This window comes from Brasilonema octagenarum UFV-OR1 (genome assembly GCF_963888615.1).
Taxonomy (GTDB): domain Bacteria; phylum Cyanobacteriota; class Cyanobacteriia; order Cyanobacteriales; family Nostocaceae; genus Brasilonema; species Brasilonema sennae.
In genome coordinates this window covers 15,602-33,575 of record NZ_CAWPKW010000274.1, presented here as the reverse complement: position 1 = coordinate 33,575, position 17,974 = coordinate 15,602, and the positions used below count along the sequence as shown (strand labels likewise).

Sequence of the window (17,974 nt, the reverse complement as noted above, 5' to 3'; positions counted from 1 at the left end):
CTACCGCCATGCCAGAATTTGCACGCAATATGGCATTTGTGATTGGAATTAACAATTATACCAACGGCATTTCCCCCCTGCACAACGCTGTCAATGATGCCAAAAAGCTGGTAGAAATTCTGCGCAAAAAGCATGGATACCAGGTGTCGATGTACTTAGATCAACAAGCAACTCTCAAGAATCTTCAGGATTTATTCGAGAAAACTCTTGCACAACAAGTTACCGCAGATGACCGCTTGCTGTTTTACTTTGCAGGTCATGGTATTGCCCTTAATATTGAGGATGGTCCTGCTGGTTATTTGGTTCCCCAAGATGCCAAGTTGAGAGATACCAAAACTTACCTACCAATGACTCTGGTACATGAAAGCTTGAGTAAGTTGCCTTGCCGTCATTTCCTGGGAATCCTCGATTGCTGTTTTGCTGGGGCTTTTCGTCGGTCAAGTACTAGAGACTTGTTACCTGCACCAGAGGTAATTCATCAAGAACGCTATGATCGCTTTATTACTGACCCAGCATGGCAGGTGATAACTAGCGCCGCCTCGAATCAAAAAGCCTTAGATGCCTTTACTTTTAACATTGATCGCGGTGAAATTGACAATCATTCGCCGTTTGCCAGCGCGTTGTTTGAAGCACTCACAGGAGAAGCTGATGCTTTTCCTCGGGCTAGTAATGAGAAACTCTGTGGAGATGGGGTGATTACTGCTACAGAATTGTATTTATATTTGCGCGATCGCGTCGAATTAGCCACTCAAGGAAATTGCTTACGACAAACTCCCGGAATTTGGCCACTGAACAAACATGATAAAGGCGAGTATATTTTCCTTACACCTGGACATCCACTGAACTTACCGCCTGCACCTCCTTTAGACGAGTCGAAAAATCCTTATCGCGGCTTGCAGCCGTTTGAGGAAAAACACAGTTCACTGTTTTTCGGTAGAACTGCACTTGTAGAAAAGCTGCACAAGTTTGTCACCACTAATCCCCTCACAGTAGTGTTGGGTGCTTCCGGTTCAGGGAAGTCCAGCTTGGTGAAGGCGGGATTAGTTCCTCAACTGCAAAAGTCAACTATGGAGCAATGGTACATTTTGTCAACTATACGTCCTGGTGAGTTTCCATTGCGGGCATTGAATATTGCGCTCAAAAATGGCAAATTGCCAGAAATAGAAGTTCCCAATGCTTCTTTTGGGCAAGCTGTGAAGAACCTTGCCCAGAGTATAAAAGTTTGGGTAAGTCGCAACCCCAACTCTAAGCTGCTATTATGTATTGACCACAGTGAAGAACTGATTACCCTGTGCCGAGATGAGAAAGAACGTCAGGAGTTTTTTAGGCAATTAGGTCAGGCGATCGCCATCCATCCTCAGCAATTACGGGTAGTAATTACGCTACGCTCCGATTTTGAACCCCATCTGCGAGACTCTATCTTACAGTTGCTTCCTAATGCCCTTCAGTTGGAAAACAGCACCATAAAGAATAATTGGCAACTAGGTCGATTTATTGTGCCTGCGATGTCGCGAGCACAATTACGCCAAGCAATTGAGAAACCAGCAGAAGCACGGGTGATGTATTTCAATCCGCATAGTCTGGTAGACCAGTTGATTGACGAAGTGGCGGATATGCCAGGAGCATTGCCATTGCTGTCTTTCGCCTTGAGCGAGATGTACTTGAAGTATTTAAAGCGACAGCGCGAGGCAAGTTACAGAGGTATAACTATTGACCGCGCTCTGACTCAAGCAGATTATGAAGAATTGGGAGGGGTGATCCAATCTCTAACGCAACGCGCTGACCAGGAGTATAAAGCACTCGTGGAGCTTAACCCAGCTTACGAGCAAACTGTACGTCACGTGATGCTGCGGATGGTTGCTGTTGGGGGTGGGCAAATAGCACGCAGACAAGTACCGATGTCGGAACTGGAGTATCCAGAGGCTTTACAGCCGCAAGTCACAGAGGTGATTCAGCGCTTTAGTGATGCACGGCTGCTGATTGGTGGAACAGATGGAGAAGAGAAATGTTATGTAGAACCTGCCCATGATGCTTTAGTGCGGGGTTGGCAAAGATTGCAAAATTGGGTAAAAGAGGAGAAAAATTTAAGACTGCAACGCCGTTTAACACCTGCTGCTGTTGAGTGGAAAAGTAAGCAACAGCCAGACTATCTTTGGCAAGGTGATCCCTATCTGGATGTATTACAGAAGGAAGTACTCAATTCACCCAACAATAACTGGTTAAATCAGGTAGAAACTGAGTTTGTCCAGCGCAGCATTAGGCAAAAACATAGAAACATCCGTTCGCGTTCGCGTTGGGGCATTGGGATCACTGTGTCGCTGGTCATCACAACATTTGTTGCATCCGCAGCGACATTTATGGGGACAATATTGTCTACCTTGACACATAAACAAAATGTCATATTTGCTTCTCCCGGGCAAGAGATTCACGGGACTACTGGTTACAGATATCTCTACACTCATGACAGTGCACAAGCGTATTCAACAGTATTTAACAAAATCGTGATTGGTATTCCAGGTAAAGGTCAACCAGCATGCATAGATGTTAGTCAACTTGGTATTAAAGGGGAAAAAAATGAAGACAAAAAACCTTTTAAGCTAACTGCACCAAAAGAGCCAGGGATATATTATGTTAGATTAACAAGCGCTTTGAAATATAATTGCGAACAGTCGAATGGAAAGAAAGGCGCTATAAATAGGTCGAAAGATACAAAATATCCAATTTTCAACGAATCAAATATTGGGATTGTTGTAGTCGGAAATATATTTGACTTGTATCTTCATTCTCAAATGTGGTCAGCGTACTCTAAAAATATACCTGATCAAACCCTTATAACTGGTCATAAAAATCAGAATTCTGATATCTATCTTTATTTAAATAATTTTAATTTTAATAAATAAGTTTTGACAAAAAGTAGGGGCTATCACCTTCAATGATCCGCTAGTTCTGAATATATAAACGAAGGTAGTTCTAGAGTTATTTACATAGCGAATTTTAAAAAGCGATCAGCCCTTGGACTTCGGCGTGAGCGCGGTCCCTGAGCTTGCCGAAGGGCAGTCGTTCGCGCAGCGTGCGCTTTGCGCATACGCTTGACGCTCTTGCGTATCGCCACCTCACCCGACAACTAGTTCTTACTTTTAAGAGCGATCGCTTGTATCTTAATTTTACTAAGGTTTTAATACAGCAAAAAGAGCTATTTGTCAAATATTTAGCAGCCAAGAGCGATCGCGCTCCTCAGCAAATAAAAAGCACAGACGTTGCATGTAACGTTTCTAAATGCCAAACGGTATTGAGCTATGGACCTCTGTCTTTACTGGGAGAATCAAATTCACCTTCTGTATCAGGTACAGCTTCATTTTCCAGACTTCTTTTCAATTCTTTCTTTTCTAGGTCTATCTGTTTCTTAACATCATCTGCTTCAGATGTGACTTGACTTTCAGGATCTTTTTTCGCTTTTTGATTTTCCATATTCGATATTGCACCAAAATTTTGTAACAGTGATATTACCCTTCGACTACGCTCAGGGTGAACCCCAATAAAATCATACCTCTAATTTATCTTTCTACTGCCCCCAAAGCTTTTAATGTGTTTTTCTGAGAAGTTGTTAAACCAATGGCATTTGTAATATTCATACCTTCATAGGGTCTGTCGATTTTCATCGTTTTCACGCATTCGCCTGTTTCAATATTCCAAAGCTTGATGGTTTCGTCTTCGCTGCAACTGACTAATAAGGGAGAATTGGGACTAAACGCAATTGAGCGTACTGCTTTATGATGTCCTACAAATGTTTTGAAATTTTCACCTGTACTCACATCCCACAGTTTAACTGTTTGGTCGTCGCTTCCACTGGCTAAAGTTTTGCCATCTGGACTAAAAGCGATTGTTCTGACTCGATATGTATGTCCTTGAAATGTTTTGAAATTACCGCCTGTGCTAACATCCCACAGCTTAATTGTTTGGTCTCCACTAGCACTTGCAAGGATACCTGCACAGGGACTAAACACAACAGATAAAACCCAGTCACTGTGTCCTGGGAACGTTTGTAAACAAATTCCTGTACTGACTTCCCAAAGCTTGACTGTGTTATCGTCGCTACCACTTACCAGCATTGAACTTTGACGATTAAAAGCAACTGTTTTGACGCGATGAGTGTGTCCTTCGAGAGTGTGCAAACACTCACCCGTGCGCCAATCCCAAAGCTTTACCGTTTGGTCACGACTAGCACTTGCTAAAATGTGTCCATCTAAGCTGAAACTGATTGCATGTACCCAACTACTGTGTCCCCAAAGTGTTTTCACACACTCACCCGTACTTGCATCCCAAAGCTTTATGGTTGTGTCATCACTACTACTTGCTAAAATTTGACTTTTTTGCTTTGTTTCAACACCTGAAGTGATGAATTTGTTTGTACGAACATCTATATTTTGTGGCGCACAAGTGACTGACGAAACCAAGTTAGTATGTCCTTGTAAAGTTTGTAGACATTCGCCTGTCACAACATCCCACAATCTTACCCTTTGGTCTTCGCTACTACTTGCCAGCATTTGACCATCTGAACTAAAAGCGACAGATAACACCCAATTACTATATCCATCCACTGTTCTCAAGCATTCTCCTGTATGAACATCCCACAGCTTCATCGTTTGGTTTTCACTTGCGCTGATCAGAGTTTGTCCATCTGGATTAAAAGCAACCAACCAAACGCGCTCGCTATGCTCATGCAAAGTTTGCAAACACTCTCCTGTTAAAGCATCCCATATCTTGACTGTTTTATCTTCACTCCCGGTTGCCAATGTCTTGCCGTCTGGGCTGAAAGCAACTGCCCACACATAACTGTTGTAATCTGGTAATATTCTTATGCACTCACCACTGGCTAAATCCCAGAATTTTACTGTTGTGCCATCACTTGCAGTGACTAGTGTTTGCTTAAACCCCTGCGGGGACGCTACGCGAACAGGACTTAAAGCAATAGATAGCACCCAATTGATATGAGTTTCTAGGATTTGTAGACACTCACCCGTGTTCACATCCCAAACTCTCACGGTTTGGTCTTCACTACCAGTAACTAATGTTTGCCCATTAAGACTGTTCGCGCAGCGTTGCGTAAGCGCAAAGCGCACACTTCGTGAACGCGCAGCGTCTCCGATAGGAGAAGCAAAGCTAGCAAATATAACCCGACTCGTATGCCCTGGCAAAATTTTTAAGCATTGTCCAGTCTGAATATTCCATAATCTAATTGTTTGGTCGTTGCTACCACTTGCTAAAATTTGTCCATCTGGACTAAAGGCAAGAGATTGTACGCAATTAGTATGACCTCGCAGTGTTTTCAGACATTGTCCGGTATGAATATTCCATAACCGAATTGTTTTGTCGTTGCTACCACTTGCTAAAATTTGTCCGTCTGGACTAAAAGCAAGAGATTGCACCCAACCAATATGACCACTGTAGGTGATAATTTGTTTAATGTTTGCAACTTCCCACAAAATAATTTCATCGTCAATACCTGTTGCCAAAAATTTTCCATCTGGACTAAAAGTTGCTGATAAAATTCCTCCTAATGTTCGAGTCAAAGCAGACTTACTTAAATCGGAGTTAGCGAAGTTGACTCGATGCAAATTCATGCCCTGTAAGTAAGCTTGCCAAACAGTTAAGTAGGAAAAATCATAACCATTGAGGTCTACATGAAGCTGCCAGAGTAAATTGAGAATATTACCAGCAGCATATCCTGGTTTTTGTAAGGTAGACGACCTCAGTTTTGACAAAAGCTGATTCAAAGAAATTTGAATATTTTCTCGATGACCAAAAAGAGTTAATAGTTTATCTGCTACTGGTTTTAGGATCAGCCTAATTTGTGCACTTATCACGTAATCTTTGGCTTGAGATTTGATTAATGCACATCGATTAAATAATGCTATTTCTTGAGTTTCAATCTCTTGGCAAATCTGTTCGATGAATGTGTCAATCACATACTCCATCACTACTGGTTGTTGGGTAAATTTACCAGATTTTTTCTCAATTAATGAACGCGATTGTAAAGATTCTAATGTTTCTAACAAATCTCGTAGTGAGACAGCAGGAATCATGTCTGCTTGTAATTCTGGAAACGACACCCATTTTCGATTAATTGTCAGCCAGTACATCACCTGTTTTTCTAAAATTGACAACCGATTAAACTGCTGATCTAGTAAATCGGAAATATCTCCAAATATAATTGTGCCTTGTTGTAAGAACTGAGCGGTATTGCCATCAAATAATTCCGCAATAGTTGTTGCGACAATCTTCAAGGCTAAAGGATTGCCTGCATAATATTCCACAAGCGATCGGCATTGTTCTTCTGATACACAAAAGCCTTTTTCTGCCAGAATTTCCTGACCTTCTCCTTGTGTTAAGCCAAACAACCTTAATGAACGAATAGGAGAGTTGATACCTTCTTTGACGCTAATTCCTCTAGGTTTCTCTCGACTGGTTAACACCAGGCAACTTTGATGTTTACTCTCTCCCAAACATCTGAAAAGTTGCTCATATCCTTCATATCCTTGTCGATATGCTCCAGCGCGTTTGTCATTACATAAAATTGACTCACCATTGTCTAGCACTAACAAACAGCGTGAGTTGCGCAGATATTTTATTACACAAGAGATTTTACCGTCTAAAGTTTCTGGTAAAACGGTTTGCTGTTGATTGGACAAAAAGTTAATTAAGTCGCTCAAAAGCTCATGAATTGATGGCGCATTACGGAGACTTCGCCAAATCAAGTACTCAAATTCATCTTCCAGAAAGTGTGCTAATTTCACAGACAAAGTTGTTTTGCCAATCCCACCCATACCAATTAACGTGATAAGTCGGCAATCTTCCTTAATAATCCATTGCCTTAATGTGGTGAGTTCTTCAGTACGTCCGTAAAACACTGAGGCATCAATCGCCTCTCCCCAATCCTGATATTTGCTGGTGGCTCTTATTTTCGTATTTTGATCTAAATGGGAATGAAGGGTTTTTTCACTCAGTTGTAACCAAGTTGGTGGTTCTGCTGCAGGATTAATACAAATAACAGGTAACCAAGAAGCACCAGGAAAGTCATCTTCTAAACCATGTAACTTTCTGCGTGCTTGCTGCACTGATAGGTGTAAAGGCAGTTGTTCTTGTGCAAAAACTTGCAAAAAATACTTAAAAAATTCCTGTGCTACGAAGTTTGGTACTGGCTCTCGCATCACAACCACTGTAGAAAAATTCAATTTCTGTAGGGCATTTGCTAATCCTAAACCATCACAAGAGTTAAAAATTGCCAAGCGCAAACCGTTGTCAATGGCTGCTTTCAGTGCTTCTTCTAACTGTTCAATTGTTAGACTATTATTTGTCTTGTTTTCGTTTATATAAATCCGACCTGTTTCACCTTCGCTGTGACTATGACCAGCAAAAAATAGGATATCCCAGCCAGCAGAATCCCAAAGCTGTGTGTTGAATTCTTGACGTGTAGGATTGACAAGAAAAACAGGTTCTGCTCCTGGAAAATTCTTGATAAACTCACTTTCTACTTCCAGACTTATGCCTTCACTGTTCCCCAAAATTGCCAAGATTCTGACTGTTTTTCTATGAACTTGTAGTTGTGACAATTTGGGGCGTTTATATTCTGATTGAGACAGAGCTATTTCTGCGTGTGGATAATCATTAAATAAATCGCAGCGATACCAGGGTATTCGCCGTATTATTTCATTATCAGTTTCAAGAATTATCCGTATTTCTTCTGTTGGGTTTAGTAAGGTGCGTAGTTGTCGGCTAGTATTGAGAATTGACTCGGATTTGAGCCAAGCATTCATACTTTCTTGTAACTGTTGACATAAATCCTCGAATTCAACAGTAGAGACGTTGGTTATAGCGCCTTCATCAATTTCGAGTTCATCATCTTCCCCTGCCAACCTGGAACGTAGATACACGGATTTACATAAACTATAATAGGTTAGCTGCCATTTTTGATACAATTCAATCAAGTTTGGTGCAGGGGGTAACGAGCCGATGAATTGCTCTCGAAGCGGTTGACTAAATGTCCACAATTGGATAGTCACTTTTGGAAATCCATCACACAAGTTACCATGTCCCAGATTGATGACAACTGACTTGCTCATTTGAAAATTAAAATATTATACGATAAATATCTATTTCACATTAGTCCATATCTTCTTTAATAGCATAAGGTTAGCGACGGCCGCGCCTAGAGTAGGGTGCAAGACTCTTCGAGAAGATATACGCAAATCTTAATAATTGGTAATATAGGAATCCGGTTTGATGAGTGTGAATCACAAAGTAGAGACGCTTAACAGCGAACAGCGAAGAAGCAATAAAAGTGTACCTAGCTTCTTCAAAAATCAAATAGGAATTCTATATGTGAGTAAATAATTACAAGTGTCAAGGTTAACACTATTACCGAAAATAATTATATCGTGGGAAAGAAAAACAACTTCCGAAAAGTTTGGAAAACCTTAACTGAACTAGGTCAAGAGTTTGGAGTGTCAGCCGTCAAATTCGGTAATCTGCTCAAGCAATATGGATTACGCGAAAAAGATGGTGAACCTAGTCAAATGGCTAAAGATGGTGGTTTATTTGAGAAAATCACGCCCAATGAAGGTAAGCCTTATTATTTATGGCATCGTGAAAAAACGTCTGAGTACCTTATTTCTCAAGGTGTCGCTAAAAATGGAGTATCAGCTAAAGATGCGGAAATGATGACTGAAGCTCGAAAATTAGCACGCTCCTACATGGAAGCTCAACAACTAGATGATGAAGGCTCTAAGCTTGGTTACATAATGTTTTCTGAAATGGTAGATGATATTAACAAAGTTAGTTTACAGCAGTTCAATCAAGCACTCAAGTCGATTGGTTACAAAGGCGACGAAGTTACTTTAGAAGGCTGGTAGAAGATATTTTGAACAAAGGAAAGTAATGATGTCAGCACTGACGTGAGAACGGGGTATAAGGAAACCCTTTCGGCAGCCGCTCATGGGGGAAACCACGCCAGACACCTACGGAGGGAAACCCTCCTGCATGGCTAGCGCTCCCCAAGACCGCGCTGCCTCACCCCGGAGAGACAGCACAGCGCAGTCCTTGTCTCCCGCTCTCGGGCGCGACTGCAAGAGTGGGAACTGGCTCACGCCACATGCCTCAACGCGGGGAACCCCCACACTCCGCACCCTACACCCTTGTGAACATATTTGTTCCATTTTGGTCTTGCAGTTTGAAAAATTTTGTAGTACTTATTTATCCATACTCGCATGAGATGTTACCTAAAATAGGCATACCCCAAAATGAGTCATTACCTACCGCGATCGCCAAATGTTTAAAAACTGTGAATCCTTTATGACAATGGGCGAAGAATAACATAACATGCAAAATTACTTTCACTAGAAAAATTTGCTAATTACATATTGTGCAAATAAGTGCTGACTCTCCCAAATTGGAACTAATTCTGAAGTCTGACAATCTAGAAACTACGGCTCACCTAAAGGACACAAAGGACAAAGACAAGTATATACAGCCATATCGGACTGCTAATTGCTCATGACTCATGGTTAACGAAGATTGGCTAGATAAAAAATCGCAATTAACATAAAAACATCTTGTTACTTGAGTGTTCTTGAATAATCACAACCTATGAGTAATACTTGTTTGCATCAAATGACTTGGCAAAATCTGAAAACTCAACACCGCTTTGATCAGCGACACACATGAATCAACTGAACAATGGTTTCACTCTTTTTCTTAGTTTGCTAGTTGAGGCGATACCTTTCTTGTTGCTTGGGGTTTTGTTCTCTAGTTTGCTACTGTTTTTTGTCGATGAGCGCAAACTGGTAGAAAAAATGCCCAAAAATGCGTTTCTGGGTGCATTGGTTGGTAGTCTCGTGGGCTTTTTATTTCCTGTTTGTGAATGCGGTAACGTACCAGTAGCACGACGGTTGCTGATGCAAGGAGTCCCCATACCAGTAGCAATTGGCTTTCTGCTAGCAGCACCGACTGTCAATCCCATCGTCATTTGGGCAACTTGGACAGCATTTCGCGATCAGCCAGAAATCGTGGTATTACGAGTCGTACTTTCTTTCTTGATCGCAGTTATCGTCGCCTATATCTTTAGTTTTCAAAAAAATTTAGATCCTTTGGTACAACCTGCGATCGCCCGTTATCTAAAATTTAATCCACCTGCAAAACCACAACCCAAACGCCGCCCTAAAAGTCAATTCGTTCAACAGCAGGAGGCAAGTGGATCTACTTTATTACAGTCTGGAACATATTTGCTAGGAGGACAAGCAGGACAAAACATACGCATGGATGGGGATATTTTGCAAGGAAATATGCGAGCTTCTAAACCCAGTAAACCTCTATCAGATAAACTGCGGTTGTTAGTCGATAATTGTGTGCAAGAATTGCGTGAATTAGGAGCAGTATTGGTTATAGGAAGCGCCATTGCTGCTGCTATTCAAGTACTAACCCCCCGTGAATTTATCATCGGTTTAGGGGCTGGTCCAATTAGCTCCATCACTGCCATGATGATATTAGCTGTGGTGGTGTCAATTTGTTCTACAGTTGATTCATTCTTTGCCCTGTCTTTTGCCTCGATATTTACCGGCGGTTCTTTGTTGGCTTTTTTGATATATGGACCAATGATTGACATCAAAGGCGTTGGTTTATTATTATCCATTTTTAAACCAAGGGCTGTTATTTACTTGTTTGTTTTAGCAGGACTGTTAACATTTCTATTCACACTCTTCATCAATTTGCACGTCCTTTAAAAAATGACTAATGACTTCAATACCAAAAAGAAAATCTAAAATTCCTTCTCAAAAATTACTGCCTTGGGTGGATGTTTTAGCTATTACAGCTTGGGGTGTTTTAATTCTGAAATACTGGCTGACTAACAAGTTAAACTTGTTAATTCACCCCGACTACTTTTGGTTAGCAATTGTAGGTGCCATTGGCTTGATAACTATTGCTTTTTTCAAGGCACTGCAGCTTTTGCAGCGACGTCGTGAAATCACCCCAAATGTACAGCACTTGACTTTATTTCCACCAGGTTGGAGCAGTGCTTTAGTATTAACAGCAGCAATTTTAGGATTAATAATCACACCCCACGTTTTTGCCAGCCAAACTGCGCTTGAGCGAGGTGTAACAGATTTAATGGGAGCAACACGCGCTAAACCCCAAACAACAGCGGATCAACTTCAAGGAAAACGCCCCCAACCTCAACCATTTCAGGCTTCCAGCCCTCCAGAAGAGCGAACACTCGTAGGTTGGGTACGTACGCTGAATGTCTACCCAGAACCTGACGCATATAATGGACAAAAAGTCAAGGTGCAAGGATTTGTCATCCATCCACCAGATATAGGAAAAGAACATTTGTTCTTGGCACGATTTGTGATTACTTGTTGTGCTGCAGATGCGTATCCCGTAGGATTACCAGTAAAACTGAAAGAGAGTGCTGATCAGTACCCAGCCGATACCTGGTTAGAAGTCGAAGGACAAATGGTGACGGAAAACCTAGCAAATAAACGTCAACTGACCATCGATGCAACTTCCTTGAAGAAAATTCCTCAACCCAAAGATCCATATACTTACTAGTTATCAGTGAACAGTGAACAGTAAACAGTGAACACTAACAACTGATGACTGATGACTGATATAGGAATCCGGTTTGATGAGTGTGAATCACAAAGTAGAGACGCTTAACGCTTAAGAAGCAATAAAAGTGTACCTAGCTTCGTCAAAAATCAAATACGAGTCCTATAGCTGGTAACTGATAACTGATAACTGATAACTGATAATAATGACCACCAGTAAAATTTTTTTCCAACCTTTAGATCGTATTGCTATAGGAGTGATACTCATCCTCAGTCTGCTGATTGGGCTATTAATGTTACAGGGTGATGGAGTTAAGCCGAATGTGCGTTATTTTAGCTGGCAAAATCAACTAATTGCAGCAGATGACACATCCTTTACCCTCACCTTCAGTCGCCCAATGGACTCAAAAAGCGTAGAGGATAACATCAAAATTGATCCGCCTTTAGCAGGTAAAGTGAGTTGGGCAGGACGGCGGATGGTTTACACACTGATGACACCAGCCCCCTATGGAACAACGTACAAAGTGCAGTTGCAGGGAGCGGTAGATAAATTTTCCCAAAAAGAAGGGAACAAAAATAGACAGATACAACCTTTTACAGGAAGTTTCCGCACACGCGATCGCATTATTCTTTACATCGGGGCAGATCAACAAGACAAGGGGCGATTAGTTCTTTACAACCTAAGCCAAGAACGAAAAATGGTACTCACCCCAAAAGACTTGGTTGTCATGGATTTTAAGCCCTTTCCAAATGGAGAGAAAATTTTATTTTCTGCTCGTAAACTAGGAAGCCAAGACTTACTCTCAACTGAACTTTACACAGTGACAACAGGTATTTCTGCAAAACCTGAAAAACCAGCACAAGCACTGGGTAAAGTTGATTTACTTCTGGATAACAAAGAATTTCAAAATCTGAAATTTGACTTATCGCCAGATGGAAAAACTCTTGTTGTCCAACGAGGAAAAAAAGATGAACCGGGTGACTTTGGGCTGTGGTTTATGTCCGTAAACAACGAAAGTTCTCAGGAAAAACTAAACCCTAAACGTCTCAAAAGTCAACCAGGAGGAGACTTTCTGATTACGGCGGATAGTCAAGAGGTAGCGATCGCCCAAGGTCAGGGAATAGGGCTATTACCTCTGCAAGGAGATGCCAGCAAACCCCGAGAATTTTTTCCGGAGTTTGGCTTGGTGGAGGCTTTTTCTCCGGATGGGTTGCAAGCAGCAATGGTCAAGTTTAATCCAGATTCCACGCGAGAATTGTTTTTGCTGAGAAACCAAGGCGTCCAAAAACCAGTGTTACGCACCACAGGTTCAATTCTCAGTTGCCAGTTTGATACTGCTTCACCCACGCTTTACTGTTTGTTAACACAGCTTTTACAAGGGGAACTCTATCAAGAACAACCATATTTAGTGGCAATTGACCTCAAAACCATGCAACAAAAACCACTGCTAGTATTGCCCCCTAACCAACGGAATGTACAGATGAGTTTAGCACCTGATGGTTTGGGGTTGTTAGTTGACCAAGTTGTACCCAAGACTTCCCCCACTGACTCATCACAAGCGAATATGTTAACAACTGATGAAGGACAGCCAATCGCGACCAGTAGCCTGTGGTTAATGCCCTTGTTGCCAATCTCAGATCCTAGTGCGGCAAACGAGATCAAGCCACAACAGCTTCCATTGGTGGGATTTCATCCCCGTTGGCTACCGTAAAAACACGCTTAACGCTCAACAGGAATAGGGAACTCTAAAAAACAGGGACAGTGTTTCTTAAGGCTGTTGCTAAGGTTTCTTACACTAGTTAAAGGCTCATATCCCAAAAAGGCGATATGGGTTGAGCGATTCGGGCGCGTTCACCTACAACAACCGCGAGTCTCCTGGTTGCAGTACTGTCGCGGTTTTCAGATAGCAGTATCAAAAACGGGAATATTTTTCAACCTCCACTGCTTTTGCAGACAGCAGCGAGGAAAAGCTACAATTCACTCATGTTTATTAATCTAATTTAGAAGGACCAAAACTTGCCTTCTATAGTAAATTTTGGTAAGACAGGATTTATATATAATGCTACAGCAGTCTGTGCTTGTTTATTTATAGCTGGTGGGTGAAGAGAGAGTGATCAATGAAGCTGACACCCCAAACAATGGGGATTTTGTTCAACCCCTAGATAGCAATTCACTGCAACCTGAGCATGTGAGTTGTCCATTTTACTCAGTTAGCAAAAGTGAAAACACTGTAACTGCGAAAGTGCCACTATTGGCACCAGCAGAAAACCAGGAGCGTAAAAGCCAGATTATATCAGAAGAAAATGCACCCCAGCAAGACTGGGTTGCAGAACCTGAGGGCGAAAAACAAGAACTCGTAGACGCTGAGTTCAAGAAATTGCTGGAATTGAATGAAGAATTACGTTCTGCCAACAATGAATTATATGACAAAGTAGAGGAGCTAAAAGGTGCCCTAACTGAGTCGGAGATGGCTTTGCAGTGGCAGAAAAAACGCTCAAGTGTCACAGAGTCAATGCTTAACCAACAAGCCCAGGAACTGAGTGCGGGTCAAGAGCAAATAAATTCCTTATTTCAACAATTGGAAACTGCTGTACAAACTGTTCAGCGCCAAGAAAGTTTAATTTCAAATTATAAAACTCAGCTCGAAATCAGTCAACAACGCCTTGCACAGCTAGAACGAGAATGTGCCTTCATGAAATCTAGCTACAACGATCAGTCTCACCAACTGTTGCAATCAGAAAGTACTTGTCGGGAGCTACGAACAAGGCTCATGCGACAACAACGTCAGACTCTGCAGTTCAAATCAGCTCTGGAAAAGTGTCTGGAGACACCTGTTCCTAGCTACGACTGCCTTGAGAATGAGGACACAAGCACTAGTCAAACAAGACCTTCTAGACACAAGAGCGTTTTGTTTAGCCAAGCACAACCAATTCGACCTTGGTCGGTAGAATCAGAACCCTTGACAAACGGTGTAGATAATGCATTAAAGCAAACTCCAGCCTCACCCATAAATCAATCGGATAACTCCACACCAAATCCATCATCTACTGGCGATTTAGATACAGAAGAAACACTTACACAAACGCAATCAGTTGACACACCAGAACCAGAAATTCAAACAGTTTCATCTTTGGAATTAACAGGCTTAGAAGAGCAGTTGGATGGTGTTATCCAAATGTTTTTTGTTGCCAATCCTCCTGTATCGACATCTGTTGAGCCTCCTGTTGAAAAAGATGCAAATAACATCCAAGTAGGTGAAGCAATTTGGGAAACTCCTGTAATACCCCTCAAAGATGAACCAAAAACTACTGAAACATTGACGACTAACGATTCTTCAGAAGAAACTGAGGACTACTGGATAAAGGTAGGACAATCATCATCATCCCTCGAATTGCAAGAAACTCCTGACTCTGCAGAAGCCTTCACCGATTACGCTACTAACGACCCTTCCCCACTACTCTATCCGCAGCGTCCACCCAAAAAGCGAAAGTCTCTAGCATCTGTTGAGCTACCAAATTTTCAACAAAAGAGCCAATAGTGAGCCAGCGCTCACTAATGACTAATAACTAAATAACTTCTGGCTTCTCAAGTCTGGCTTTCGATGTCACCTGAGGGACTAGATTTTGCGGACGTGCAATGCCTGCTGTGAGAGAATAGTTAATCGCTAATAGCTGTAACCATAATGCTGGATATCGTTGTTCCAGCATTGGACCAATTCGACGAAGGAAGCCTGGGAACCATCCATTGAGCAAAGCGCGGACAAGAGCATGGCGACTAAAGTCAAGATAGTTTTTAGTCCATCTCAGTAAATCCTTGGCACCTGCAAGTTCCCAAATCCACAGAAGCAATGCTGGGTTATTGCGAGCTGCTTTCAGCGCCAGTCGATTGAAGGTCAACCAATCAAATCTATCTTTGATAAAATTATCTGACACTTGTCGGGGTTCATCTGCCAACAGCCCAAAAAAGTTGTTGAGCATAGAGTTGATTCTCTGCGGTGGTATAAATTTTCCAGTAGGAACCATCATCCCTTTGGAAAACATCCAAGTGACGGCAATATTATTTTGAAAGGCGCGAATTTGGTTCAAATGCCGGAAACTCACCAAGTCGTGTTTGAGAGCTGTATCCAAAAGAGTTGTCAGACGTTCTAAGTTGCGAACTAAAGAACCAAAGCCAGTGAAAACTAGGGGAGACTGGAGTGATGCTGCATCTCCGATGGCTATTAAGCGATCAAAAGCAACTGTGCGATCGCGACTCCCCACACTAAAATGCCCTGGTATATACCCAAATGTCGGCTTTTTCCACACCAGCTTATCCATATCGCAGCGGCGATACTCTGGCAAAATTGTGAAAAAGTCTTCGTACATCTCCAATAAGGAACCGGGATTTTTTGGATTAACTTCGTGGTAATGAAATAAATAAATCGTCAGTTCTTCATCTGCCCCAGGAAACAACTCCCAAATCAACTGTCGTCCTCGCGAAATATCCCCATGACTGTAGAGAACATCCCCGTACTGAGAATCCCATACTCCAGGCTCAAATCCACGCGAAACCACTCCTCCTACAGTCGGGCAAACACTGTTAAAAGCACGACCACCATTCAATTGCCATGCAATTGGTGAAGCGGTTCCCATCGCATCTACTAACAATCGCCCACTCACTTGCTTTGGGGTTTGATTGGTCAAATTATTGACAGTTAGCACAACTTGTGTGTCATACACATCTGCCCGGATAAACTCTGTTTCATCCCAGATTTCACCGCCTGCTGCTCGTAGCTTTTGCCCACACATATGCAACCATTTTTCGGAATCTAAAGCCACGTTTAGTACTGTGGGCGTATGCAAAACAGGTGCTTTTAGCTTCTTGGGGTTATTGGCATCAAAGAACTTATTAAATCCATCTTTATACTCCCGCGCAATGATTGATTCCAATTCTGCTGTCGTTACCAAACCTAGGTTAATCAAACTTTGAATCTCATCACGGGAAATATTCCATTCTCGGTTCATTCGTCCAAAAGGCATCCGTTCAATCAGCAGCACTCGGTAACCCAGTCTTGCCATGACTGCTGCATGGATAACGCCAAGCGCCCCACCGATGTAGATGAGGTCGTATTGCTCAGGCAAAGGAGAAAAGTCTTCTGTGTGCTGCCCCTTCGGGTTCGCAGTCGCCTGCGGAGGGAAAACGCCAGGTGCTACAACGGGGGGAACCCCAACGCCAGATGCCTGCGACGGGAAACCCGTCTTCAGCACTGGCTCCGCAACGCACTGGCTCCCCTCCCGCAGCGCTGTCTCACCTGCTTTACTTCTATGGGAGAACACTACCTGACGCGGTTGCTGAGGATTGCGCACACCTTCACGCCATCGTTGCTCCCACCAGTAGACTCGCTTCAGGTCATATTCGCCATTGGGCATTTTTTGAAAATATTTGACAGTTAGAGGATAGTATGGAGCAAGTGCCTCAAAAATCGATTGCTCAGATAAATTAATCGTTGGAGGTTCAGGGTATTCATGGGGAAAGCGCCTTCTTATCCCAGTAGTGAGCTTTTGCAGAATTTGTTGCTCTCTGGGGAAGGGTTTGTCTGCCCAACGGAATACTTTTAAATACGTAGTTCGCTGCACTGACCAGATAAAGACGGAAAGTTCACTAGGTAACTTTTCCGAAATAATTTCCGTGCTAGTTGTAGTATTAGAAACTCTTAGGCGAAAGCCTTGCGCAGTTAGGACTTTTTCACCAGTTCCCGGTTCAAAATCAGTATGCAACCAGTTACACACAGCGGTTGTATCAGAAGTGGAAATTTCCAGGTAAAGAATCTCTTGCATTTTTTTGTCAAATCTCCGATAAATCTATGTATTGAGACAGATTTTATAAAGGAATAGAGTATAGTACTATCCGCCCTATCTGTCTCTTTCCTGTTTAGTAAAGAAATATTAAGACTTTTTCAGATTTCTTGTTCATTCTTTGTTTTTGTAAACACACGCCATGAATTATCCCATTCCAGACAGCCCACAAGAAATTGTTGCCTTGAGACAAAAACCGATTGATGAAGAAATGGTTGCTGCTGCGATCGCTGGTGTCATCAAAATTGTTCGTGCTCAAGGTCAATCCTTAGAAGATTTAACTGCCCAAGTGCTAGCCGACGACAGCCTGCTAGATTTACAACAAAGACGTTGGCTTAGCCAAGTCGTTGCTCAAGCTTGGGAAAATTTCTCGTAACAGAGGTTTGGTGGTTAGTCAATCGCACTCTTTGCGCGCGAGAAGTGAGTTGTGATCAAACAACTAATAACTAACAACTAATCATACAGTCAACTCACAAAGCCAAATTGCCAATCACCTTCGTGGTGTGGGAGCTTTAATAAATTGTCTGGGATTGGCAATC

At 42.2% G+C, this 17,974-nt stretch carries 10 protein-coding genes; 7 read left to right on the top strand and 3 right to left on the bottom strand.

The annotated features are described in order from the left end of the window. Positions 1 to 8 precede the first annotated feature (8 nt). Entirely contained in the window at positions 9 to 2,900 is a 2,892-nt protein-coding gene (locus AC5590_RS23180; RefSeq protein ID WP_169265754.1) for a caspase family protein, read from the top strand. Between the two features lie 394 nt (positions 2,901 to 3,294). Here AC5590_RS23180 and AC5590_RS23175 read toward each other — a convergent pair whose 3' ends face one another. Together AC5590_RS23175 and AC5590_RS23170 are read right to left on the bottom strand one after the other, a co-directional pair. After that, positions 3,295 to 3,468 (bottom strand): hypothetical protein, encoded by a 174-nt coding sequence (locus tag AC5590_RS23175; RefSeq protein ID WP_169265753.1) that lies wholly within the window; start codon positions 3,466 to 3,468, stop codon positions 3,295 to 3,297. An 86-nt stretch (positions 3,469 to 3,554) separates the two neighbouring features. Next, complete coding sequence (locus tag AC5590_RS23170; protein WP_169265752.1) at positions 3,555 to 8,120, bottom strand: WD40 domain-containing protein; 4,566 nt, start codon at positions 8,118 to 8,120, stop codon at positions 3,555 to 3,557. A gap of 315 nt (positions 8,121 to 8,435) precedes the next feature. Here AC5590_RS23170 and AC5590_RS23165 point away from each other — a divergent pair, with 315 nt between their 5' ends. The 5 genes from AC5590_RS23165 (at position 8,436) to AC5590_RS23145 (ending at position 15,139) form a co-directional block, all read left to right on the top strand. After that, positions 8,436 to 8,909: a hypothetical protein gene (locus tag AC5590_RS23165; protein WP_169265751.1), complete on the top strand. Its 474-nt coding sequence runs from the start codon at positions 8,436 to 8,438 to the stop codon at positions 8,907 to 8,909. Positions 8,910 to 9,716: 807 nt separating this feature from the next. Then, positions 9,717 to 10,775: a permease gene (locus AC5590_RS23160; protein ID WP_169265750.1), complete on the top strand. Its 1,059-nt coding sequence runs from the start codon at positions 9,717 to 9,719 to the stop codon at positions 10,773 to 10,775. Positions 10,776 to 10,785: 10 nt separating this feature from the next. Next, positions 10,786 to 11,601, top strand: a complete 816-nt coding sequence (locus AC5590_RS23155) for a TIGR03943 family putative permease subunit (RefSeq protein WP_169265749.1) — start codon at positions 10,786 to 10,788, stop codon at positions 11,599 to 11,601. A gap of 205 nt (positions 11,602 to 11,806) precedes the next feature. Further along, positions 11,807 to 13,312 carry an Ig-like domain-containing domain gene (locus AC5590_RS23150; RefSeq protein WP_169265748.1) on the top strand — a complete coding sequence of 502 codons (1,506 nt, stop codon included), beginning with the start codon at positions 11,807 to 11,809 and terminating at the stop codon, positions 13,310 to 13,312. 399 nt (positions 13,313 to 13,711) lie between these two features. Next, positions 13,712 to 15,139, top strand: coding sequence for a hypothetical protein (locus tag AC5590_RS23145; protein ID WP_318284284.1), 1,428 nt, complete (start codon positions 13,712 to 13,714; stop codon positions 15,137 to 15,139). A gap of 28 nt (positions 15,140 to 15,167) precedes the next feature. On the opposite strand, the gene AC5590_RS23140 is transcribed toward AC5590_RS23145, so the two are convergent. Continuing rightward, positions 15,168 to 17,417 (bottom strand): NAD(P)/FAD-dependent oxidoreductase, encoded by a 2,250-nt coding sequence (locus AC5590_RS23140; RefSeq protein WP_169265747.1) that lies wholly within the window; start codon positions 17,415 to 17,417, stop codon positions 15,168 to 15,170. A 160-nt stretch (positions 17,418 to 17,577) separates the two neighbouring features. On the opposite strand from AC5590_RS23140, the gene AC5590_RS23135 reads away from it, so the two are divergent. After that, positions 17,578 to 17,811: a hypothetical protein gene (locus tag AC5590_RS23135; protein ID WP_048866956.1), complete on the top strand. Its 234-nt coding sequence runs from the start codon at positions 17,578 to 17,580 to the stop codon at positions 17,809 to 17,811. Positions 17,812 to 17,974 lie beyond the last annotated feature (163 nt).